The following is a 21,980-nucleotide window of genomic DNA, read 5'->3' as shown; positions in this document are numbered from 1 at the left end:
TCCGCAATAATCACGCAAGAAGGAAATTACGATGCAAACACACATGTTGATCAACGGCCAGTTAGTGGCAGGCGAGGGCAGCGCGCTGCCGATCTACAACCCGGCGACCGGCGAGGTCATCACCCGCATCGCACAGGCGACGCCGCAGCAGGTCGATCTGGCCGTCAGCGGCGCGCATACGGCGTTCGCCGACTGGGGGCAGACCACGCCGAAAGAGCGCGCAGAATGTCTGCTGCAGTTGGCGGACGCCATTGAGCAGCAGGGCGAGGCGTTTTCCCGTCTGGAATCGCTTAACTGCGGCAAACCGCTGCACTGCGTGCTGAATGACGAGATCCCGGCGGTCGCCGACGTGTTCCGTTTTTTCGCCGGCGCCTGTCGCTGTCTGAACGGTATGGCGAGCGGTGAATATCTCACCGGCCATACCTCGATGATCCGCCGCGATCCGCTCGGCGTGGTGGCGTCGATCGCGCCGTGGAACTATCCGCTGATGATGGCGGCCTGGAAGCTCGGTCCCGCGCTGGCGGCCGGCAACTGCGCGGTGATTAAACCGTCCGAACTGACGCCGCTGAGCACGCTGAAGCTGGCGCAGCTGGCGGCGGATATTCTGCCGCCGGGCGTCCTGAACGTGGTGTTCGGCGACGGGGCGTCGGTCGGCGACGCGCTGACCGGTCACGATAAAGTACGCATGGTTTCGCTGACCGGTTCGATCCGCACCGGCGAGCACATCATTCGCCACACCTCGCCCGGCATCAAGCGTACCCATATGGAACTGGGCGGCAAGGCGCCGGTGATCGTGTTCGACGACGCGGATATCGATCAGGCCGTCGACGCCATCCGCAATTTCGGTTTCTACAACGCCGGCCAGGACTGCACCGCCGCCTGCCGCGTCTATGCCCAAAAGGGCATCTATCCGCAGCTGGTCGCCGCGCTGGGCGAAGCGGTCGCCTCGCTGAAGATGGGCGCGCCGGACGACGAAACGACCGAGCTGGGGCCGTTGATCAGCCAGCAGCATCTTGAACGCGTACAGGGTTTTGTCGATCGCGCGCGCGCCACCGGCCATATTCAGGTGGTCACCGGCGGCGCGAAAGGACCGGGGGCGGGCTACTATTTCCAGCCGACCGTGCTGGCCGGCGCGCGCCAGCAGGATGAGATCGTGCAGAGCGAGGTGTTCGGACCGGTGGTCAGCGTGACCGAGTTCGAGGATGAAGCGCAGGTGATGGGATGGGCCAACGACTCCAGCTACGGACTTGCCTCATCGGTCTGGACCCGCGATCTCGGCCGCGCGCACCGCCTGAGCGCCCGCCTGCAGTACGGCTGCACCTGGGTGAACACGCACTTTATGCTGGTCAGCGAAATGCCGCACGGCGGGCAGAAGCTGTCCGGCTACGGCAAGGATATGTCGATGTACGGACTGGAAGATTACACCGTGGTGCGGCACGTGATGATCAAGCACTGATACTGGCGCTCTGGGTTTTGATGTCGCGGGGGTGAATATGAGTACGGTAAACCGGCCAGGATACTGCACATTGTGTACGTCAACCTGCGGGGCCATCTACAGCATCGAAAATGACCGGATCGTCTCGATTCGTAATGATGCCGATCACCCCACCGGCGGCGCGATGTGCCTGAAAGGCAAGTCTGCATCCGAGCTGATCGACAACCCGGAGCGCCTGACGCACCCGATGCGGCGCACCAACCCGAAGGGCAGCAAGGATCCGGGTTGGGCGGCCATATCCTGGGACGAGGCGCTCGATGAAATCGCCGGGCGCCTGCTTGCTATCAAGGCGCAGTCGGGCGCTCATGCGGTGGCGTTCGGCATTACCACGCCCAATGGAACGCCGATAGCCGACAGCAGCGAATGGATTGAGCGCTTCATCTACACCTTCGGCAGCCCCAATATTTGTTACGCCGCCGAAATCTGCAACTGGCACAAAGAAATCGCCCACAGTTTTACCTATGGCTGCGGAATGCCGGCGCCTGACTATCTCAATTCCGATCTGATCGTGCTCTGGGGTCACAACCCGACCAACACCTGGCTCGCTCAGGCGCATTCGATCGGTGAAGCGCGTAAAGCGGGAGCAAAACTGATCGTTGTCGACCCGAGGGATACCGCGCTGGCTCGCGAGGCGGATGTATGGCTCCGCATACGCCCCGGAACCGACGCGGCATTGGCCATGGGGCTGGCGAACGCTTTTCTTGAAAGCGGCGCGTACGATCGGTCGTTCGTTCATCAGTGGACGAACGGCGCCCTGCTGGTACGGACGGATACCGGCCGCATGCTTCGTGGCGCGGAGGTGGGGCTGACGCTTGACAACGCGTACGTCTATTTCGATCGGACCACCCAGGACCTTCAGCCGCATTTGGCCGCGCTTGCTGGCGGCTGCATACCCGACGCCGCTCAGCTCAATGTTGAGCAGAGCATCACGCTGGTATCGGGAGAGCAGGTGAAATGCGCCTCTGCGTTCACCCTCTATCGTCGCGCATGTCTGCCATTCGATATGGAGAAAACCGCGCAGGCAACCTGGATCGACGCCGATAAAATTGAGCAGGCCGCGACGCTGATCGCCTCATCGCAGCGGATCAGCCTGCACAGCTGGACCGGCGTGGAACAACACAACAATGCGACCCAGAGCCAACGTGCCATCTCCTGCTTCTATGCGCTGACGGGATGTTTCGACGCGCAGGGCGGCAACAGGATTTTCGGCTCGCTGAAATCCGTCACGGTCAACGACCTCTCCCTCCTCGCGCCAGAGCAGCTGGAAAAAGCGCTTGGCTACCGCGATCGCCCCATCGGCCCTTCCGCCAATGGCTGGGTGACTTCGCGCGAGCTCTATGAGGCGATATTGAACGCCGATCCTTATCAGATTCGCGCGCTGGTCTCATTCGGCGGCAATCTGTTGCTGGCTCAGTCCGATCGACAAATGGCGGAGCGGTCGTTCGAAGCACTCGAATTTCATGTTCACTGCGATCTGTTTATCAACCCGACGGCAGAGTACGCCGATATCGTCTTGCCGGTGAATACGCCGTGGGAGCGCGAGGCATTGCGCATTGGGTTTGCCATCACGACCAGGGCGCAGGAGTGGGTGCAACTTCGCCAGCAGATGGTATCGCCCCGGCACGATACACGGTCGGATACCGATATCGTATTTGCGCTGGCCGGAAGAATGGGCATGCGCGAAGAGTTCTTCGGTGGCGACAAGGAAGCCGCCTGGAACGCGATGCTGGCGCCGCTTGGCCTCACTACCGGGCAATTGCGCCAACAGCCTGCCGGGGTAAGAATCCCCATTGAACACGCAACCGAAAAGTATCGTCTGACCGGATTCAACACGGCTTCGGGATTGATCGAAATTTACTCCGAATCCCTGCACGTCAGGGGCTACGCTGCGCTGCCTGGCTTTGAGGCGGGCGATATCATCCAGCCGAACGAGGCGTATCCCTACGTACTCTCCTCGGCCAAGAGCGGTTACTTCTGTCATAGCCAGCATCGCCAGCTCGCTGGATTACGGAAAAAGTCGCGCAATCCCACCCTGGAGCTGTCGCAACAATTGGCGGCCGAACTCCATATTGCCGATCTTGATTGGGTCATCGTCACCACTCGCACAGGACAAGCGAGGTTCCAGGCCAGAGTGAATCCAAATCTGCATCCCAGGGTCGTATTCGGCCAGCATGGGTGGTGGCAGCCATGCATCCCGCTCGGCGCTTCAGGCATGCCGGTATCAGGCCCGCAAAACAGCAACTACAACGGTTTGATTGACGCCGACGAGAAAGATCCGGTCAGTGGATCGGTTCCGCTTAGAGCGTTTACTTGTTCACTGCGGCGGGAAGATCAAACGTTGCTGGCGCCGGGCCGCTGGCCTGATTTCAGGGACTTCTACGTCAGTGAAATGGTCGCCGAAGCGAACGGCGTTCATCGGGTGCACCTGCGCCCGCTCGATAACTCGTTGTTGCCTGGCTTCGATGCTGGTCAGCACATTACTATTCGGGTAACGCTGCGCAGCGGAATGGTCGTTAGCCGCGCTTATTCCCTGGTGGGGATCGCCAGCGAGCGGCCTGTCGAGCAATATGCAATCTGTGTTCGCAACTCACAAGCCGACGATGTCGATGAGCCATTGCAGCCAAGCGTGTCCCACCACATCAATCGGCATTTGGCGCCTGGCGATCGGGTCGGGGTCCAGGCGCCCGGCGGAAACTTCACGATTCCCTGTCAGGCAGGGAGACCGCTGGTCTTTCATGCCGGCGGCATCGGCATCACGCCGTTTATGACGGTGCTGGAAACGGCCGCTCTCGCCCAATCCAAAACCAGAATGTTGCTGATCTACGGCAACAGAAACTCAGCGGCGCACGTCTTTCGGTTACGGCTGAAACAGCTCAAAGCGCAGTTGCCGGGATTAGAGATCATCGACGTCTATAGCCGTCCTCTTCCCTCGGATCAGCCTGGCGTTGATTTTAACTACCAGGGATACGTCGACTGCAGCATGATCCCCGAAGCGTTCACCACCGGTCGGCCGTTGCACTACATGTGCGGCGCTGAATCGATGATGTCGGCGATGACCAGCCAGCTGATCGCCAGCGGCGTTCCGAAAGCCGATATATTCAAAGAAGCCTTTAAATCTTCAGTCAATATCAGCGCCGTCGCCGCAGGAGAATTCGACGTTAACTTTGCCCGGTCGAATAAAACGATTCGCTGGACAAGTCAGTGCGGGGTTTTACTCGACTTTGCGACGGCAAATGGCATCACCCTGGCCAGCGGGTGCCGGGTGGGGCAGTGCGAGAGCTGCGCAGTGAACGTTTTAGACGGGCGCGTACTGCATCTCCAGGGGAACCCGGACGAAGACAATGTTTGCCTGACGTGCCAGGCGATCCCTGGTTCCGACATCACTTTGGACGCCTGAAGCATTTAAAAAGCAAGCGGAAAATAAGTTATCGGGGGCTGGTGCGGCCACAGAAAAAATAAACGCAATATTAATATCAACGCTATCGCCGCCGGCGTTTTCTCATCCTGCTCAGGGCTCAGGGCTCAGGGCTCAGGGCTCAGGGCTCAGGGCTCAGGGCTCAGGGCTCAGGGCTCAGGGCTCAGGGCTCAGGGCTCAGGGCTCAGGGCTCAGGGCTCAGGGCTCAGGGTTCATGGCTAAAAGCCCAAAGCCCATACTCTGCCTGAGCCTGTTCGTCGTTATCTGGCTGCGCATATAGCCACAGGCCGCCCCTTTCAGCTTGATAGTCATGGACTCACTGCCTGAGGTGGGCAACGCTGGCGGGAGTCGTTCCCATAAGGACCGATAGTGATGGCTTTCGGCCGCGGCGTTTATTTCATTCACGCCGCATTAGCCGCGCAGTAAGCGCGTTAGCGGTTCCGTTTTGGCATCATCTCCGCTATAGATAAAAGCGGCCGTCATCATTCGATGACGGCCGCCCGCGGATCAACCGGCTACAGCGTTACAACAGGTTGCCGCAGCCTGATGTATTAACGCGACTTTACTTTATAGACGCCTGATTGCCACGGATTTAACGTCAGCTCGCGGCTTTCGTCCGCGCCGGCCTTGCCGTTATTCTCAACCACCGTTTTCTCGATTGAGAGATCCTGCGGCAACGCATATTGCTGCGCTGCTTCCGTAAAGTTGATGATAATAAGATATTTATCGCTGCCGAGCGTGCGGGTGTAGGCCAGCACTTCGTTGTTGTCAGGATCGAGATCCTGCTGCGTTCCGGTCACCAGCGCCGGCGTATCGCGCCGTATCGTGATGAGCTTGCGGAAATAGTTATAGACCGAATTATCATCGTTAACCTGGTTTTTGGCATTAATCGACGGGTAATTGGGATTAACCGCCAGCCACGGGGTGGCGGTGGTAAAACCGGCCTGCGGCGTGTCGTCCCATTGCATCGGCGTGCGGCTGTTATCCCGGCTGCTAAAACTCAGGTGTTTGAAAAACAGCGCAGGGTCTACCTTGCCGCTATCGACATAATCCCTGATGAAGCCCGTATCCTCAATGTCGTGGAAATCCGCAAGGCTTTTGAACGGATAATTCGTCATACCCAACTCGGCGCCCTGATAAATAAAGGGGCTGGCGCGCTGCGTTAATTGCAGGGTCGCCAGCGCTTTGGCCGAGTTTTCACGGTATTGTGGTTTATCGCTGCCGTAATGAGAGACTTCGCGTTGATTATCGTGGTTGGTCAGGAAGAAGGCGTTCCAGCCGTGTTCGCCGGTTGACTGATCGACCCGGGTGATCGTTTTTCTCAGCTGAGACAGCGTCCAGGGGCGGCTAAACCAGCGATCCGCCGCATCGCGATCGAATCTGATTACATCATAAATGATGGCGAGGTTGGCTTCATTCCTTGCCGGGTCGGTGTACATCGGATTCTGGTCGAGCGGTACGGCAAACATCTCTCCCGCGATAACATTTTGCGCCGGCAGCTTCAGCTTGCTTTTCAGCTCGCTAAAATAACGGTGCACATTCGGCCCGCTGGCATAGACCATGGGGAAGTTTTTCAGTTCCTGCGGATTTAAGTCGGGCAGGCCCTGCGTTTTCGAAATGGTCACCAGCGAGTCAAAGCGCAGACCTGAAACGCCTTTGTCTAACCAGAAGTTAATGATCTCCGCCATTTCATTGCGAACTTTCTCATTATCCCAGTTTAAATCCGGCATCTGCTTGCCGTAATAATGGAGATAATATTGATCGGTTTCGGCGCTTTTTTGCCAGGCGGAGCCGCCCATAAAGGAAGGATAGTTGTTGGGCGGCTGATCGCCTTTCCCTTCCCGCCAGATATAATAATCGCGATAAGGATTATTTTTACTGCTCCGGCTGGCGACGAACCAGGCGTTTTGGTCGCTGGTATGATTGATGACCATATCAATCATCAAATGCATATCACGCTTTTTTAACTCGGCAATAAGTCGGTCAAAATCGGATAAATTACCAAATGCTTTGAGTATTTTTCTGTAGTCGGCGACATCATATCCGCCGTCGTGCAGCGGGGAATCATAATGAGGCGATATCCATATCACATCCACGCCAAGGTTTTTCAGATAATCCAGCTTTTCTATTACGCCGTTAATATCGCCGACGCCATCGGCATTACTGTCTTTGAACGAGCGCAGATAGATCTGATAAAAAACGGCCTTCTTCCACCAGGGCACGTTATCCTGCTGAATAGTGTCGGCTGCCGGGCTATTTTGCTGCGCATCGGCAGTCATAATAGAAAAGAAAGAAATGATGAGCATTGTGAGTGAAAAAAGAATATGTCTGTTTCTGACTTGCGCCATGCGTTACTCCTGTGAATCCTTCCAAAGTAAAATGATTATAAAATTAAATTTATGTTTTGCAATGAAGGTATAATTATATAATTGTTAACCTTATGTGTTGATATTGAAATTTAACAAATGTTGTTTTGTTTAATTATATGATTTTAAATGACTAATTTTATTTCTGGTAAGCGATCGGTGACAGGCTCTGTTACAGATTACTTAATCTCACCGGTTTTTATTTTTTGCCTTAAGTATTACTATTGCTAATGTTTTTGGGTGTCATTATCATTCGGTTATGGCGATGCACAACTATGGTGCTATTTGTGCGCAAGTTATATCCGGCTGCCTCATTATGGGGCGAAGGACGCTTGTAAATAATAACGTCGGGTGACGAAAGGTGAGCTAATATTGATAACCCGACCAGCAAAAATAATTTTCACCGAATTTTTCTTTTATTATTTTAATGAAGCGGCGGCTAATTTTAATCCACCGGATATTTTTACTTTGCGGGCGGCCGGATATCGCCATCCTGGTCATTCTTCAAATCGCAGACACGTTGGTTGCGTTCTATTACCCGGCCCGGGTCTGGGGCCGGCGCATAAAAATCCAATGTCGGGTATTGTTCAAAACAATAACGTTTGGTCCTGCCGCCTGAGGTATGCGGTATACCCAAAATCATTCGAGTTGCTGGAAGGCGGTAACGCAGCAACAAACTCGTTGGCAACCTGAGGGATCCCCTCCAACTCTATTCTCCTGATAATTTCCTGAACAAAACAGGGATGGCCGCCATCAAAGCCAGCAAGGTCGAGCCTGTACATGATGTTATGTAATTAACTGATTTTTATATCTTTAATCTAATATCACGACAGCTTGATTTATGGACGAAAGGATCTGGTCAATGAACTAAATAGCTTTGCATAATAGCGCTACGCGTGCAGGGCATGACATCCCACCAGTACTGGCCCCGCACGATGAGAAGTGGAGCATCAATGTGCGAAATTATTTAGCCAGGGATCTTAAATCCCTGAGTGATCTCAATCAGTTCGAGCGCTTGCTGAAAAAAAACAGTGTCGAGGCAGCGCTCAACGCTGAGATGATCCACCACCTCGCTACGGGGAACACCAGTTCAAACCGGGCAACAACTCCCGTAATGGCTATTCCGCAAAGACTGCAACAGTCCGCCGTCAGTCACTTCAGTGCACAACGATTCATGCCCACAGCACTCACCTGCGGCGTTCTGCGGCATTTTCGGGGGAGACACCGGCTCAGGTATCAGAATTGTGCTGAGGGGTTTTCAGTCGATGCAGGGAAGAAACGTTATGGTAAATCGGGGACGGCTGATGGCCATGTTTTGATGTGAAATCCTATTGATGGCCATCAATTTATCTCATTGATTTATTGAGCTTTTAGAAATGAGATAGCTATCGACTTCGCTTACTGAGCATTCATCGTCAGATGCATCATTTTTAGTGATCACTTCATAGGTTTCGCCATCTTTGGCGTGGAACATAAATTTGAATATATTTGTGTATAGATGATGGGGCTTTTTCTCTGAGGCTAACAGCGTGATTTCTGTCTTTGACTCGTCGAGGTCAGTGATATCAACAATGCCGGAGTTTTTAAGCCAAACTTCCGTCATGTTCATTGGCCATGAGTGACAGTCGTTTGGAACGGCCTTTGCGCTGGCAGCGACCGGGAGTAACGCTAAAAAAAATAGCGCAGATTTCATCTTTGTCATTATCTTTCCACCTCTATGCTTCTATTTTCGCTGAGCCATATTCTCTGCCTGATCAGTAGCGGCAGAATGATACCTCCGTCGGAGGCTTCTCCCGGATGATTTTTGCTGTCGCCGTAGATCAGAAAGCCAGCGCGGCCAAACATTTTATTATGAGGAGCGGGTTGCAGCCTCATTGAGTAAGTCCCGGTGTGGGAGTGATGAAATGGATGTCCGATGATGGTGTATTTTCCACGAGGCAGGGGGCCGATATCAGGAATGCTTTCCACATCAGGTTTGTATTTTCCTTTTCCCTTTGCCGCATATCCTTGAATGATAAAATATCCATCCTTTGTAAGGTTACCGGTGCTTTGTTGAAATCCCCGGGTCACTCATTTTTCTCCTGCCGTGTGTTATTGAGCGTGGCTTTTTATACTGGAGTTTGCCGGGTATGTAAATGCGCAGCATCGCCTCAGTCATCCTCTCATTTTTAAAATTAAACATTTGCCTTTAACATGGCGCCATATGTTTAATCAGCGGCGCCATAATGTCTGATATTTCTGCCTTTGTCGGGACCGTTTTCGTTGCAAGCATGCATGTGAAGCGTGTCCGCTCCCCCGGCAATGCCGCTTCCGGCGTTAGCGAAAGTGGTTCACGCGTCATTTATGCCATTGGCGTCGGACTCGCTCAGGCAAATGAACTCCAACGCAAACACGTCATTAAATACGTCGATCGTCCGCTCAGTCACCCGGTTCTGAATCTGCCGATCTGTTCCGCGACTGGATTCCTTGATTGTCGCCGAACGGAAAACCCTCATGGTGTTCTCCGATCTCCTGAATTTGGCGATTTATCGGATCGTTGAATGACATGAATGCTCCTGCCTCTTTAATATTGCGGGGATTCCTCAGGTTGCCGACGAATTTGTCGCTGCGTCACCGCCTTCCTGTAACTCGAGTTATTTTGGATATATCCTTCGCTTCTTTCTGATTCTTAAATAAAAACTAATTATTCATTGCGTTTTTTTACGTCAAATTTAGAAAGTGTTACCAGAAATTTTGTTTCACTTGTTCTTCATTTGACATGCGTTAATACCCTGTCGACTTACCAGGGGAAAGATTAATCATTGCCGGTGAGCTCATCCTGTCATTGTCTATTGAATCATAAAAGTAAGCACAATCTCACTTCACCGTCATCGAAATGAAGGCTTTGTCCACCGGCGCAGAACAAGATCAATAAGCCGTTCCGAGCGGCCGCGCCGCCATCGCATCGCGCTTGCCGTCTGATTTATTCATCATATATGCTTATCTGTACGGTACGGATGGCGGTAGATTTGTGTTTGTTCATATCGGACTATCGCTTACCATAGCTGCCACCTTTTTCTTGTACGGTTGATGGATTTCTGATGCGTTATCTGGCTGCCTTGCTTCCGATATTTACCTTACTCTCCGCCTGCAGCAGTAAACCGGCGCCGGTTGAGGCTTCAACCTCGCCCGGCACCGCGGCGCGCGGCGGTTTTCTGCTTAAACCCGCCCTGTCGGCCGGCACTCTGCTGCAGCCGGCGGTCCGGGGCGACGGTCTGCTGAACGGCGATTTTTCCGCCAATCCGCAGGCCAGCCTGTTCGTGGAGAAAATGGTGCGCGAGCATGGCTTCGACCGGCTGCAGCTGCAGCAGACGCTGGCGCAGGCCCGTCAGCTGGACTGGGTAATCCGGCTGATGGATCAGCAGGCGCCGGTTGCCGGCGCGCCGTCGGGGCCGAACGGCGCCTGGCTACGTTATCGCAGTAAATTTATTACGCCCGATAGCGTGCAGAACGGCGTCGCGTTCTGGAACCAGTATGAGGATGCCCTGCAGCGCGCCTGGCGGGAATATGGCGTACCGCCTGAGATCATCGTCGGTATTATCGGCGTAGAGACACGCTGGGGCAGGGTGATGGGTAAAACCCGCATCATCGATGCGTTGGCTACGTTGGCTTTCGCCTATCCGCGGCGGGCGGAATATTTCGCCGGCGAGCTGGAAACCTTCCTGTTGATGGCGCAGCGTGAAAACGACGATCCCTTCGCGCTGAGCGGCTCCTACGCCGGCGCCATGGGCTACGGTCAGTTTATGCCGTCTTCCTATAAAAATTATGCGGTGGATTTTAACGGCGACGGGCATATCAATTTGTGGGATCCGGTCGACGCCATCGGCAGCGTGGCCAATTACTTTAAGGCGCACGGTTGGGTGCAGGGCGGCGCCGTCGCGGTGCCGGCGACCGGCCAGGCGTCGACGCTGGCGTCCGGCATCAACACCCGTTACGCGCTGTCTACGCTGGCGGCCGCCGGGCTGCGTCCGCAGGGCGGTCTGGGCGGTTATAAAGAAGCCAGTCTGCTGCGGCTGGATACCGGCAGCGAGTACCAATACTGGTACGGCCTGCCCAATTTCTTTGTCATTACGCGCTATAACCGCAGCGTTCACTATTCGATGGCGGTTTGGCAACTGGGCGAAGTCGTCAATCAGGCGCGCCACGGCCAGAGCGGGCTGATTTCCCGACAGGCCGCGCGCTGACGCCGCCGCGCCGCCGTCCGGCGGCGCGCACTTATCAGGCCATCAGGCTGACGTGGGCCGCCACAATGCGCCAGCCATCCTCCATTTTGACCCAGGTTTGCATCTGCCGGCCGACCTTCTCGCTGCCGGCGCGGCGAAACTCCGTGCTGGCCACCGCCATGCTGTCGCCGTACGTGGTGATCACCGTGTTGCTGAGCTGGCGATCCAGCCCGGCGGACGGGCGAGCGGCGCGAAATGCGCGGATTTGTTCGATGCCGTACAGATTTTCCGTCGCGCCGTAGCGCACCGTACGCGCGTCGTGCCAGAACAGCGCATCCAGCGTATCGGTGTCGTTGCTGACCAGCGCCTGCTCGTAGCGGTAAAAGGCGGCGCTGATCTCGGCCAGCACCTGAGGATCGTTCAGCATATCATTGCGCATCGGGCGTATCCTGTTGTAACGAAGAAAAAAGAATCCCCTGTTGTTCCAGTCTGCGCGCCGCCTGCAGGCAGCGCGCTTCGCACCAGGGCGCGCCGATTAGCTGTACGCCAATCGGCATGCCGCCAGCGGTTTTCAGCGGAACGCACACCACCGGCAGACCGACGAACGAGATCGGCTGGGTCAACATCCCCATGCTGGCGCGGATCGGCAGATCGCTGTGGTTGATGCGCATGGTCTGCTGGCCGATCGTCGTGGCCGAACAGGGGGTGGCCGGCGCGATCAGAATATCGTGGTCGGCAAACAGCGCCAGTACCTGCTGACGGAACAGCTGGCGAAAGCGCTGGGCCTGTACGTACCACGCGGCCGGGATCATGGCGCCGGCCAGCAGGCGCTCGCGCGACAGCGGCTCAAACAATTCCGGCTGCTCGCGCAGGGCGGGCAGATAACGGTTGCCGCCCTCGCTGGCCGACAGAATAAACGCCGCCGAACGCGCCAGATCCACATTGGGCAGCGTCAGCGTGTCCTGGGTATTCAGGGCGATCGCCACGCGCCGCACGGCGGCGCGCGCCTGGTCGTCGCACCACAGATCGAAGTAGCCGTCCAGCAGCGCGCAGCGCAGCGGCGCGCCGTTATCCGCGACGTCGGCCGGCGCATGGCGCGCCTGGAAGCGATCGCCGTTGTCCTGACCCCGCAGCGCCTGGTATACGGCGGCCAGGTCGTCCACCCGGTTGGCCATCGGGCCGATATGATCGAGGCTGTCGACGAAGGGGTGCGTTCCGTTGCGCGACAGGCGGCCGAAGGTGGGTTTTAAGCCGAGGATGCCGCATAACGAAGAGGGGACGCGGATCGAGCCGTTGGTGTCGCTGCCGAGGCTAAAGTTGACCAGCCCGGCGGCCACCGCGGCGGCCGAACCGCCGGAGGAACCGCCGGCGATGCGCGCGGGGTCGTGCGGGTTGCGGGTCGCGCCGAAATGGCTGTTTTCGGTCGTGAAGCCGTAAGCGTAGGCATCCATATTCAGCATGCCGCTCAGCATGGCGCCCTGCGCCTGCAGTTGACGCACGGCGAAGGCGTCCTGAGCGGCCGGCGGCCGATCCTGCAGCAGCCGCGCGCCGGCCAGCGTGGTGTGGCCGGCCACGTCGAACAGATTTTTTACCGCGTAGGGCACGCCGGCCAGCGCCGGCAACGGCTGCCGCTGCCGGCGCAGCCGATCGATGCGATCCGCCTCGTCCAGCATGCGCTGGCGGGTAATGTGGGTCCAGGCGTTGATCGCCGGATTCTGTCGCTCGATGGCGTCCAGCGTGGCGCGGGCGATATCGCGCGCCGACATCTCGCCGTGGGTCAGCGCCCGCTGGATGTCCTGAATAGCGTAGTGACGGAGCGGATTCATAGCTGATAGACCCCGGCGATCTCCTGATGTTCGTCGAGCGGGAAAGCCATCAGCGGCGCGGCCATGCCGTCGATGCGGCTGAACTGCGCCAGCAGTTCCTGGCGGCGCGCGTCGTCCAGCGTCAGACCCAGCAGGGTTTCCATCTGCTGCAGGTAGGCGGCCACATCGGGCCGGGCGGATAGAGCGGTGGTCATTATACGTTTTCTCCTGAATCAAAAGCCAAGGGCGCTGCCGTTGCTGCGCGGGTCGAACGCCCCTTCCAGCATCCCGTTGGTGTGGCGCACGATGGCGCCGGCGTGCCCGACGGTTTCGCTGAAATCCGTCAATATTTCAATATCGTGGCCCAGCGCGCGCAGGGCGTCGAAGGTGGCGTCGCTGAAGCGACGTTCCAGTTTCAGCGTATCGGAACGCTGCCCCCAGGTGCGGCCGAGCAGCCAGCGCGGCGCGGCGATCGCTTGCTGGAGCGGCATTCCCTGCACCACATGGCGGATAAAGATCGCCGCCTGGGTCTGCGGCTGTCCGTCGCCGCCCATCGATCCATATACCATGGTGCGGCCGTCGGCCAGCCGCGCGGCGGCCGGATTGAGCGTGTGAAACGGCTGTTTGCCCGGCTCAAGCGCCAGCAGATGGCCCGGCTCAAGGCTGAACGAGGCGCCGCGGTTCTGCCACAGAATGCCGGTGCCGGGCAGCACTACGCCGCTGCCGAATTCGTGGTAGATACTTTGAATAAAGGAAACCGACAGACCGCTGCTGTCGCTTACGCCCAGCCATACGGTGTCTCCCGGGCCGCGCCCCTGACCCCAGGGGGCGGCGTTGGCGGTGTCCACCTGCGACGCCAGCGTATCCAGATACTCCGGAGTGAGCAGCGCCTGAATATCCTGGCTGATGTGGCGCGGATCGGTGATGAAGCGATCGCGCAGGCCGAAGGCCAGTTTGGTGGCCTCCACAATGCGGTGCAGCGTCTGGCTGTCGTTCAGGTCGTCAAGCGCCAGCCGATCGGTAATCCCGAGGATCGCCAGCGAGACCAGCCCCTGAGTGGGCGGCGCCAGATTGTAAATTTCGCCTTTCTGGTGCTGCAGCGCCAGCGGCGCGGCGCGGCGCGCCCGGTAGCCGGCCAGATCGGCGGCGACGATCGGCATATCCAGTTCGGCCATCTGGCGCAACATATGCTGCGCCAGGGTGCCGCGGTAGAAGCTGTCCAGCCCCTCTTCCGCCAGCAGACTCAGCGACGCGGCCAGATCGGGTTGGGTGAAGCGGCTGCCGATGCGCGGGATGCGGCCGCCCGGCGCGAAGACGCGATTAAATTCCGCCATGTCGGCCAGTTCGTGATAGTGGGCGCTGAGCGCGTCCTCCTGCGAACGGGTAACCGGGATTCCGTCGGCCGCGTAGCGAATGGCGTCCGCCAGCAGGCGGGACAACGGCAGCGCCGGGCTGCCCTGTTCCGCGGCGACGGCCAGCGCCTCCTGCCAGCCGCCGACGGTGCCGGCGACGGTCAGCGCCGCCTGCGGACCGCGATGGGGGATGTGGGGCAGCCCGGCGTAGCGCTGCCGGTTAGCCAGCGAGCCGGCGGCGCCGCTGGCGTCAATGGCTATCGGGTCGCCGTGCGGCGGAACGATGAGCCAGAAACCGTCGCCCCCCAGGCTGTTCATATGGGGGTAGACTACCGCGATGGTCGCCGCGGCGGCGACGGTCGCCTCGATTGCGTTGCCGCCTTCCCGCAGGATGGACTGCGCGGTGGCGCTGGCCAAATGGTGCGGAGTGACCGCCATGCCCTGCGGGGCGACGTTGCTTTGCATCATGCCGTTATTCCTTGTAATCGGGTCTGTACGTAAAGGGATTCATTCTTAGTGGCTGAGTGTAAGCAAGAGGCGTTCCAGTTTTCTGCTTGCCTGATCTCGTTTAGAGCGAGTATGTTTCCATTGAAACAAAAGGCACAGGTCGTAAACAATGAAGCAAATTGATGAACGGTTACGCAGCCAGTATGCGACGCTGTCGCCGCAGGAACAGCGGGTGGCGGATTTTATTTTCGATCACATTGACGATTTGATCGGCTACAACAGCCCTGAGCTGGCGCAGCTGAGCGGCGTATCCAAAGCCACCGTCAGCCGCCTGTTCCGACGGCTGGGCTACAGCAGTTACCGCGCCATGCGCGACGAGTTGCGCACGTTGCGCCAGAGCGGCATGCCGCTGGCGGATTACCGCGACGCGGTGCAGGGCAACACGCTGCTGGCGCGCCACTACAAGCAGGAGATGGCCAACCTGACCCAGTGGGTCAATCAATTGGACGCGGCGCAATTCGCCGCGGCGATCGCGGCGATGATGCGCGCCCGGCGCCTGGCTATTCTCGGTTTGCGCAACAGTTACCCGGTCGCGCTGCATTTGCGCCAGCAGTTGCTGCAGGTGCGCAGCCAGGTGCACATGCTGGCGCAGCCGGGCCAGACGCTGGCCGAGGAACTGGTCGATCTGGCGCGCCAGGATCTGGTGGTGGTGGTGGCCTTTCGCCGTCGTTCGCGACTGATTCGTCCGCTGCTGCTGCAACTGCAGCAGCGTGATATCCCGGTGCTGCTGATCTGCGAGCCGCAGGCGCAGCAACTGTTGCCGCTGGTCGGCGCCGCGCTGACCGTGCCGCTGGAAAGCGTTTCTGCTTTTGATAATTACGCGTCGGCCATGAGCCTGGTGAATCTGCTCAGCAACGCCCTGTTACATGAAATGCTGCACGACGGTCGGCAAAGAATTCATCAAATCGCCGATCTGTACGTCGATCTGGACGAACTGGAACAACGCCTTTAGCACCATATTGGTGCTCACTCCCCGTTTTCGTGCCTCATATTGAGGCGCGGCACGCCGATCGAACGACGCTAAACGCCGTTTTCCCTGCGCTGAGCGCGACGTCGATCGGCGAGGACCGTTATGTCTTCAGCCCTATCGCCGCCGGCGCTTTTCCCGCTCCGCCGCGCGCCAGTTGCGTTTTTTGGCCTTTCGCCCTGCGCGCCGCGGCGAAACCGGCGAGCGCGCGGCGGGTAAATCCTTTTCTGGCCGATATCTGGCATGCCAATTGCTTTTGTTCTTGCAACTAAGGTTTCATGATTTGATTTTTAGAATCTTTAGTTTCACACTGGCTTAGCGGGAGCAAATGATGAAGATCACTAAACGAATTCTGGCAATGGTGGGCGCGCTGTTACTGCTGGCCCAGACGGGCGGCGCGCAGGCCGATCAGCTGCAGGACATTGAAAAACGCGGCGTGCTGCGCGTGGCGGTGCCGCAGGACTTTCCTCCCTTTGGTTCGGTGGGCACCGATCTACAGCCGCAGGGATACGATATCGATATGGCGCGCTATCTGGCCGAACAGATGAAATTAAAGTTGCAGCTGGTGCCGGTCACCAGCGCCAACCGCGTGCCCTACCTGCAGACCAATAAGGTCGATCTGGTGATCTCCAGCCTCGGCAAGAATGCGGAACGCGAGAAGGTTATCGACTTCAGCCGCGCTTATGCGCCGTTCTTCCTTGGCGTGTTCGGGCCGCAGGACAAGGCGCTGGATGCGGTGCAGCAACTGGAGGGCAAAAGCATCGGCGTAACGCGCGGCGCGGTGGAGGATATGGTGCTGAGCGAGGCGGCGCCGAAGGCCGCGCAGATTAAGCGTTATGAGGACAATAACACCACGCTGTCGGCTTACCTCTCAGGTCAGGTGGAATTTATCGCCACCGGCAACCTGGTGATCGCCGCCGTGGCGCAGCAGAATCCGACCCGGGCGCCGGTCGCGAAATTTATGCTGAAGGATTCTCCTTGCTTCATCGGCATGAAAAAGAATGAACCGGCGCTGAAGGCGAAAGTGGATGCATTGATTACTCAGGCGCTGCAGGACAAAACGCTGAACACTCTGTCGGAAAAGTGGCTGAAGGCGCCGCTGCCGGCGGACCTGGGCGTATAAGGGAGAACGGCCATGACCTGGCAGCTTAACTTTAGCGCGCTGTGGCCCTACTGGCCGGAACTGCTGTCCGGCCTGCTGGTGACCTGCCAGCTGACCGTGCTGGCGACCCTCGGCGGGATCGCCATCGGCATCCTCGGCGCGGCGCTGCGCAGCGGACGCCCTTCGCTGCCCGGCCGTCTGTGGGGCGTTTATGTCGAGGCGATTCGCAATACGCCGTTCGTGGTGCAACTGTTTTTTATCGTATTCGGTTTGCCGGGTCTCGGACTGAAGCTAACCGCCGGTCAGGCGGCGCTGCTGGCCATGCTGATCAACCTTGGCGCCTACAGCACCGAAATTATCCGCGCCGGCATTCAGGTTACGCCGAAAGGGCAGTGGGAAGCGGCCCGGGTGCTGGGATTAACCCGCACGCAGACCTTTTTACGCGTTATTCTGCCGCCCGCGCTGCAGCGCATTTATCCGGCGCTGGTCAGTCAGTGCATTATCGTGATGCTCGGTTCGTCGGTGGTGTCGCAGGTATCGTATGAAGAACTGACTTTCGCGGCCAACCTGATCCAGTCGCGCACCTTCCTCAGCTTTGAAGTCTATCTGGTGACCACACTGTGCTATCTGGCGCTGTCGATACTGATGCGGCAACTGTTGCTGCTGGCCGGCCGCCGGTTTTTAGGGAGCGCGCGCGCATGATGACCTTTACCGATTGGGATATTGTCCGCAACCTGCTGCTGGCGGCGCGCTGGACGTTGCTGCTGTCGCTGACCGCCTTTGTCGGCGGCGCGCTGGTGACGCTGCCGCTGTTGCTGTTGCAGATCGGCGGGCGGGTCTGGCCGGCGCGCCTGATACGTTTGTATACCGAGCTGTTTCAGGGCACGCCTCTGCTGATGCAGCTGTTTCTGGCCTTTTTCGGCCTCGGGTTGTTCGGCGTGGACGTCAGTCCGTGGACGGCGGCCGCGCTGGCCCTGACGCTGTTTACCAGCGCCTTTCTGCTGGATATCTGGAGCGGCAGCGTGGCGGCCCTGCCGAAAGGGCAGTGGGAAGCCTCGCGCTGTCTCGGCCTGAGTTTCGGCCAGACGCTGCTGCGCGTGATCGCGCCGCAGGCGATGCGCATCGCCATCGCGCCGACCGTCGGCTTTTCCGTACAGGTGATTAAGGGCACCGCGCTGGCTTCGATCATCGGTTTCATCGAATTGACTAAGGCGGGCACCATGCTGAATAACGTGACCTATCAACCCTTTAAAGTGTTTGGCCTGGTGGCGCTCGGCTATTTCCTGATGTGTTATCCGCTCTCGTACTACAGTCGCTATCTGGAGAAAAAATTCAATGCCGCTCATCACCATTAATCAGGTTCAGAAATATTACGGCCAGAACCATGTGCTGAAAGGCGTCGATCTGGATATCGATATGGGCGAGGTCATCTCCATTATCGGCCGCAGCGGTTCCGGCAAAAGCACGCTGCTGCGCTGTATCAATGGGCTGGAAGGCTATCAGGAAGGCAGCATCAAACTGGGCGGCATGACCATCACCAACCGCGACGCCCAGGCGCGCGATATCAGTCGTCAGATCGGAATGGTGTTCCAGAGTTTTAATCTGTTTCCGCACATGACGGCGCTGGAAAATGTGATGCTGGCGCCGCGCCGCGTGCTGGGCAAGAGCGCGGCGGAGTGCCGCGAACTGGGCGAACTGATGCTGAATAAAGTCGGGCTGGGCGAACGGCTGGACTATTACCCCTCCAGCCTGTCCGGCGGCCAGCAACAGCGGGTGGCGATCGCCCGCGCGCTGGCGATGAACCCGAAAGTGCTGCTGTGCGACGAGATCACCTCCGCGCTGGACCCTGAACTGGTGGGCGAGGTGCTCAAAGTGCTGGAGCAACTGGCCGCCGAGGGGATGACGCTGATCCTGGTCACGCACGAAATGAATTTCGCCCGCGAGGTGGGCGATCGGGTGGTGTTTATGCATCAGGGCCGGGTATGGGAACAGGGCGACAGCCGAGAACTGTTCGCCCGGCCGCAGACTGCGGAGCTGAAGCAGTTTATCGCCTCGGTGCGCGGGCTGTCCGAGTCCTGATCGCCCGGCATCGCGCCGTCAGGCAATCGCTGGCGCGGCGAACGTTCAGAGAACGCGGAGCCGCGGCTGCGCCGGGATGACCATTAAAGAGAGAACGCCGCAGACGGGCATCCAACTTCATCAGCTTTATCAGGTTAAAAAATCAGGAGTTCATTCAAATGCATAGCAACCTGTTTACACAGATTAATCCGCCTCATCGCTTGCTGATGGGGCCGGGGCCGATCAACGCCGATCCGCGCGTGCTGCGCGCCATGTCCTGTCAGCTGATTGGTCAGTACGATCCGGCCATGACCGAGGCGATGAATGAAGTGATGGCGCTCTACCGCAAGGTCTTCGCCACCGAAAACCGCTGGACGCTGCTGGTGGACGGCACCTCGCGCGCCGGCATCGAGGCGGTGCTGCTGTCGGCGATTCGGCCGGGCGATCGGGTGCTGGTACCGGTATTCGGCCGTTTTGGTCATCTGCTGTGCGAGATCGCCCGCCGCTGCCGCGCCGAGGTGCACACCATTGAGGCCGACTGGGGCGAAGTTTTTACGCCGGATCAGATCGAAGACGCGATTAAGCGCGTGCGGCCGCGTTTACTGTTGACGGTGCAGGGCGACACCTCGACCACCATGCTGCAGCCGCTGGCCCAGCTGGGCGAAATTTGCCGCCGCCACGACGTGCTGTTTTACACCGACGCCACCGCGTCGCTGGGCGGCAATACGCTGCTGAGCGACGACTGGGGGCTGGATGCGGTATCGGCCGGCCTGCAGAAATGCCTCGGCGGCCCGTCGGGCAGCGCGCCGCTCACCCTTAGTCCGCGGATGGAAGACGCGGTGCGCCGGCGTAAGTGCGTGGAGGCGGGAATTCGCACCGCGCAGCATCGCGATGGCGAGGAGGAGATGATCTACTCCAATTATTTCGATCTCGGCATGATCATGGATTACTGGGGGCCGGAGCGTCTTAACCACCATACGGAAGCCACCAGCATGTTGTTCGCCGCGCGCGAATGCGCCCGGCTGATCGGCGAAGAGGGGCTGGAGCGCTGCATTGACCGCCATGCGCTGCACGGCGCGGCGCTGATGGCGGGCGTGCAGGGCATGGGGCTGTCGGTGTTCGGCGATGTGCGGCATAAGATGAATAACGTGCTGGGCGTAGTGATTCCGCCGGGCGTCCACGGCGAACAGGTGCGTAAGCTGTTGCTCGAAGACTTCGCCATTGAAATCGGCACCTCGTTTGGTCCGCTGCAGGGCAAGATCTGGCGCATCGGCACCATGGGCTATAACGCCCGCAAGGATTGCGTGATGCAAACGCTGAGCGCGCTGGAGGCGGTGCTCAACCGGCTGGGCTGGCGCACCACGCAGGGCGCCGGTCTGCAGGCGGCGTGGGATCAGTATGCCGGCGGGAGTACGCCATGCGCACAGAGCTGATGAGCGGCGAGGCCGCGCGCATAGCGGCGGATCAAATCATGCGCCGCTGCGACGAACTGGCGCGGATCAGCGAAAGCGACGGCCAGCTGACGCGGGTCTACCTGTCGCCCCAGCATCTGCGCGCCAACGCGCAGGTGGGCGAGTGGATGCGGGCGGCGGGCATGACGGTCCGTCAGGACAGCGTCGGCAATATCTGCGGCCGCTATGAGGGGCAACAGCCGGGCGCGCCGGCGCTGCTGCTCGGCTCGCATCTCGATACCGTGCGCAATGCCGGGCGCTACGACGGCATGCTGGGCGTGCTGACGGCGATAGAGACGGTGGGTTATCTGCATCAGCATGGGATCCGCCTGCCGCTGGCGCTGGAAGTGGTCGGCTTCGGCGATGAAGAGGGCACGCGTTTCGGCATTACGCTGCTGGGCAGCCGCGGGCTGACCGGCAGCTGGCCTCCGGACTGGCTGGAGTGTCAGGATCGACAGGGCGTCAGCGTGGCTCAGGCGCTGACTCAGGCCGGGCTGGCGCCGGAACACATCGGGCTGGCCGAACGGGCGCCGGCGGAGATCGTCGGTTATCTCGAGCTGCATATCGAACAGGGACCGCGGCTGGAAAGCGCCGGCCTGGCGCTGGGCGTGGTGACGGCGATCAACGGCGCGCGGCGGCTGAATATTATTTTCACCGGGCGCGCCGGTCATGCCGGCACGGTGCCGATGAGCCAGCGGCATGATGCGCTGACGGCGGCGGCCGAATGGATACTGCAGGTGGAGCGACTGACGCAGGGCGGCGATCCGGAGCGGGTCGCTACGGTGGGCACCCTGCAGTGTCTGCCCGGCGCGGCCAATGTGATCCCGGGCGAGGCGCGCCTGACGCTGGATATTCGGGGACCGCAGGACGAGGGGCTGGACGCGTTGCTCGATCAACTACTGGCGCAGGGCGACACGATCGCGGCGCGGCGCGGCGTGCGTTTCCAGGCGCAGGAGTATTATCGTATCGCCGCGACGCGCTGCGACCCGGCGCTGCAGAGTTGCCTGAACGAGGCGGTGAGCGCGGTGCAGGGGCGTAGCCTGGCGCTGCCGAGCGGCGCCGGACACGATGCGATCGCCATTGCCGAACGCTGGCCGTCGGGCATGCTGTTTGTTCGCTGTCGACAGGGCATCAGCCATCATCCCGACGAGTCCGTCGCCGCGGACGATGTGGCGCAGGCCATCCGCGCCTTGCTGCTGACGGTTGATGAATACGCCGGGACGGCAGGGCGATAAGGCGGCCTGACGGCGGGATCGCCGC

At 59.1% G+C, this 21,980-nt stretch carries 19 protein-coding genes and 1 pseudogene; 13 read left to right on the top strand and 7 right to left on the bottom strand.

The genetic code is table 11. The annotated features are described in order from the left end of the window. Positions 1 to 31: 31 nt before the first annotated feature. A complete protein-coding gene (gene patD, locus FJU30_RS24050; RefSeq protein WP_150437492.1) occupies positions 32 to 1,456 on the top strand; it encodes an aminobutyraldehyde dehydrogenase in 1,425 nt (474 codons plus the stop codon). Positions 1,457 to 1,526: 70 nt separating this feature from the next. Continuing rightward, a complete protein-coding gene (locus FJU30_RS24045; RefSeq protein WP_263406750.1) occupies positions 1,527 to 4,892 on the top strand; it encodes a molybdopterin-dependent oxidoreductase in 3,366 nt (1,121 codons plus the stop codon). A 569-nt stretch (positions 4,893 to 5,461) separates the two neighbouring features. Here FJU30_RS24045 and FJU30_RS24040 read toward each other — a convergent pair. Further along, positions 5,462 to 7,258, bottom strand: a complete 1,797-nt coding sequence (locus tag FJU30_RS24040) for a glycoside hydrolase family 13 protein (protein ID WP_223881691.1) — start codon at positions 7,256 to 7,258, stop codon at positions 5,462 to 5,464. Between the two features lie 390 nt (positions 7,259 to 7,648). Here FJU30_RS24040 and FJU30_RS24035 point away from each other — a divergent pair, with 390 nt between their 5' ends. Together FJU30_RS24035 and FJU30_RS27340 are read left to right on the top strand one after the other, a co-directional pair. Further along, on the top strand, positions 7,649 to 7,969 hold the full coding sequence (locus FJU30_RS24035; protein ID WP_191091683.1) for a hypothetical protein: 321 nt from the start codon (positions 7,649 to 7,651) through the stop codon (positions 7,967 to 7,969). A 229-nt stretch (positions 7,970 to 8,198) separates the two neighbouring features. Further along, a pseudogene (locus FJU30_RS27340) lies at positions 8,199 to 8,410 on the top strand (IS256 family transposase); the annotation flags it as partial. Positions 8,411 to 8,627: 217 nt separating this feature from the next. Here the strand turns inward: FJU30_RS27340 and FJU30_RS24030 are convergent. Both FJU30_RS24030 and FJU30_RS24025 read right to left on the bottom strand, forming a co-directional pair. After that, on the bottom strand, positions 8,628 to 8,978 hold the full coding sequence (locus FJU30_RS24030) for a hypothetical protein (RefSeq protein WP_150437489.1): 351 nt from the start codon (positions 8,976 to 8,978) through the stop codon (positions 8,628 to 8,630). Then, positions 8,978 to 9,346 carry a DUF2778 domain-containing protein gene (locus FJU30_RS24025; RefSeq protein WP_150437488.1) on the bottom strand — a complete coding sequence of 123 codons (369 nt, stop codon included), beginning with the start codon at positions 9,344 to 9,346 and terminating at the stop codon, positions 8,978 to 8,980. The genes FJU30_RS24030 and FJU30_RS24025 overlap by 1 nt, the downstream gene beginning before the upstream one ends. Before the next feature lie 155 nt (positions 9,347 to 9,501). On the opposite strand from FJU30_RS24025, the gene FJU30_RS24020 reads away from it, so the two are divergent. Then, a complete protein-coding gene (locus tag FJU30_RS24020; RefSeq protein ID WP_150437487.1) occupies positions 9,502 to 9,816 on the top strand; it encodes a hypothetical protein in 315 nt (104 codons plus the stop codon). Positions 9,817 to 10,356: 540 nt separating this feature from the next. Beyond that, positions 10,357 to 11,499, top strand: a complete 1,143-nt coding sequence (gene mltB, locus FJU30_RS24015) for a lytic murein transglycosylase B (protein ID WP_150437486.1) — start codon at positions 10,357 to 10,359, stop codon at positions 11,497 to 11,499. Between the two features lie 34 nt (positions 11,500 to 11,533). Here the strand turns inward: mltB and hpxZ are convergent, their stop codons facing one another. The 4 genes from hpxZ to FJU30_RS23995 are packed head-to-tail and all read right to left on the bottom strand — an operon-like array spanning position 11,534 to position 15,103. Beyond that, entirely contained in the window at positions 11,534 to 11,917 is a 384-nt protein-coding gene (gene hpxZ, locus FJU30_RS24010; protein WP_150437485.1) for an oxalurate catabolism protein HpxZ, read from the bottom strand. Next, complete coding sequence (locus FJU30_RS24005) at positions 11,907 to 13,304, bottom strand: AtzE family amidohydrolase (RefSeq protein ID WP_150437484.1); 1,398 nt, start codon at positions 13,302 to 13,304, stop codon at positions 11,907 to 11,909. The genes hpxZ and FJU30_RS24005 overlap by 11 nt, the downstream gene beginning before the upstream one ends. Continuing rightward, positions 13,301 to 13,498, bottom strand: a complete 198-nt coding sequence (hpxX, locus tag FJU30_RS24000; protein ID WP_150437483.1) for an oxalurate catabolism protein HpxX — start codon at positions 13,496 to 13,498, stop codon at positions 13,301 to 13,303. The genes FJU30_RS24005 and hpxX overlap by 4 nt, the downstream gene beginning before the upstream one ends. Before the next feature lie 18 nt (positions 13,499 to 13,516). Continuing rightward, positions 13,517 to 15,103, bottom strand: a complete 1,587-nt coding sequence (locus FJU30_RS23995) for a gamma-glutamyltransferase family protein (RefSeq protein ID WP_150437482.1) — start codon at positions 15,101 to 15,103, stop codon at positions 13,517 to 13,519. A gap of 148 nt (positions 15,104 to 15,251) precedes the next feature. Between FJU30_RS23995 and FJU30_RS23990 the strand changes: the two genes are divergently transcribed. From FJU30_RS23990 to hpxK, 7 genes are all read left to right on the top strand, one after another. Continuing rightward, a complete protein-coding gene (locus tag FJU30_RS23990) occupies positions 15,252 to 16,094 on the top strand; it encodes a MurR/RpiR family transcriptional regulator (RefSeq protein ID WP_150437481.1) in 843 nt (280 codons plus the stop codon). Between the two features lie 346 nt (positions 16,095 to 16,440). After that, entirely contained in the window at positions 16,441 to 17,232 is a 792-nt protein-coding gene (locus FJU30_RS23985) for a transporter substrate-binding domain-containing protein (protein WP_150437508.1), read from the top strand. 12 nt (positions 17,233 to 17,244) lie between these two features. Continuing rightward, the gene (locus FJU30_RS23980; protein WP_150437480.1) at positions 17,245 to 17,913 is read left to right on the top strand and encodes an amino acid ABC transporter permease; all 669 of its coding nucleotides are present in this window, start codon (positions 17,245 to 17,247) and stop codon (positions 17,911 to 17,913) included. Continuing rightward, a complete protein-coding gene (locus tag FJU30_RS23975) occupies positions 17,913 to 18,566 on the top strand; it encodes an amino acid ABC transporter permease (RefSeq protein WP_150437507.1) in 654 nt (217 codons plus the stop codon). Before FJU30_RS23980 ends, FJU30_RS23975 begins: the two co-directional genes overlap by 1 nt. After that, the gene (locus FJU30_RS23970) at positions 18,547 to 19,290 is read left to right on the top strand and encodes an amino acid ABC transporter ATP-binding protein (protein WP_150437479.1); all 744 of its coding nucleotides are present in this window, start codon (positions 18,547 to 18,549) and stop codon (positions 19,288 to 19,290) included. The genes FJU30_RS23975 and FJU30_RS23970 overlap by 20 nt, the downstream gene beginning before the upstream one ends. 158 nt (positions 19,291 to 19,448) lie before the next feature. Beyond that, positions 19,449 to 20,702: a pyridoxal-phosphate-dependent aminotransferase family protein gene (locus FJU30_RS23965; protein WP_150437478.1), complete on the top strand. Its 1,254-nt coding sequence runs from the start codon at positions 19,449 to 19,451 to the stop codon at positions 20,700 to 20,702. Next, positions 20,687 to 21,955: an allantoate amidohydrolase gene (gene hpxK, locus FJU30_RS23960; protein ID WP_150437477.1), complete on the top strand. Its 1,269-nt coding sequence runs from the start codon at positions 20,687 to 20,689 to the stop codon at positions 21,953 to 21,955. Before FJU30_RS23965 ends, hpxK begins: the two co-directional genes overlap by 16 nt. The last annotated feature ends 25 nt before the right edge of the window (positions 21,956 to 21,980 follow it).

Source organism: Affinibrenneria salicis, from assembly GCF_008710095.1.
This window is presented reverse-complemented; position numbering and strand designations above follow the sequence as displayed.

Excerpts from the sequence above, each read along its gene's own strand:
- FJU30_RS24040 (WP_223881691.1), bottom strand. The coding sequence starts at position 7,258 with ATGGCGCAAGTCAGAAACAGACATATTCTTTTTTCACTCACAATGCTC.
- FJU30_RS23995 (WP_150437482.1), bottom strand. The coding sequence starts at position 15,103 with ATGATGCAAAGCAACGTCGCCCCGCAGGGCATGGCGGTCACTCCGCAC.
- hpxX (WP_150437483.1), bottom strand. The coding sequence starts at position 13,498 with ATGACCACCGCTCTATCCGCCCGGCCCGATGTGGCCGCCTACCTGCAG.
- FJU30_RS24030 (WP_150437489.1), bottom strand. The coding sequence starts at position 8,978 with ATGACAAAGATGAAATCTGCGCTATTTTTTTTAGCGTTACTCCCGGTC.
- hpxZ (WP_150437485.1), bottom strand. The coding sequence starts at position 11,917 with ATGCGCAATGATATGCTGAACGATCCTCAGGTGCTGGCCGAGATCAGC.
- FJU30_RS23970 (WP_150437479.1), top strand. The coding sequence starts at position 18,547 with ATGCCGCTCATCACCATTAATCAGGTTCAGAAATATTACGGCCAGAAC.
- FJU30_RS23990 (WP_150437481.1), top strand. The coding sequence starts at position 15,252 with ATGAAGCAAATTGATGAACGGTTACGCAGCCAGTATGCGACGCTGTCG.
- FJU30_RS24005 (WP_150437484.1), bottom strand. The coding sequence starts at position 13,304 with ATGAATCCGCTCCGTCACTACGCTATTCAGGACATCCAGCGGGCGCTG.
- FJU30_RS23965 (WP_150437478.1), top strand. The coding sequence starts at position 19,449 with ATGCATAGCAACCTGTTTACACAGATTAATCCGCCTCATCGCTTGCTG.
- hpxK (WP_150437477.1), top strand. The coding sequence starts at position 20,687 with ATGCGCACAGAGCTGATGAGCGGCGAGGCCGCGCGCATAGCGGCGGAT.
- FJU30_RS23985 (WP_150437508.1), top strand. The coding sequence starts at position 16,441 with ATGAAGATCACTAAACGAATTCTGGCAATGGTGGGCGCGCTGTTACTG.
- FJU30_RS23975 (WP_150437507.1), top strand. The coding sequence starts at position 17,913 with ATGACCTTTACCGATTGGGATATTGTCCGCAACCTGCTGCTGGCGGCG.
- patD (WP_150437492.1), top strand. The coding sequence starts at position 32 with ATGCAAACACACATGTTGATCAACGGCCAGTTAGTGGCAGGCGAGGGC.
- FJU30_RS24020 (WP_150437487.1), top strand. The coding sequence starts at position 9,502 with ATGTCTGATATTTCTGCCTTTGTCGGGACCGTTTTCGTTGCAAGCATG.
- mltB (WP_150437486.1), top strand. The coding sequence starts at position 10,357 with ATGCGTTATCTGGCTGCCTTGCTTCCGATATTTACCTTACTCTCCGCC.
- FJU30_RS23980 (WP_150437480.1), top strand. The coding sequence starts at position 17,245 with ATGACCTGGCAGCTTAACTTTAGCGCGCTGTGGCCCTACTGGCCGGAA.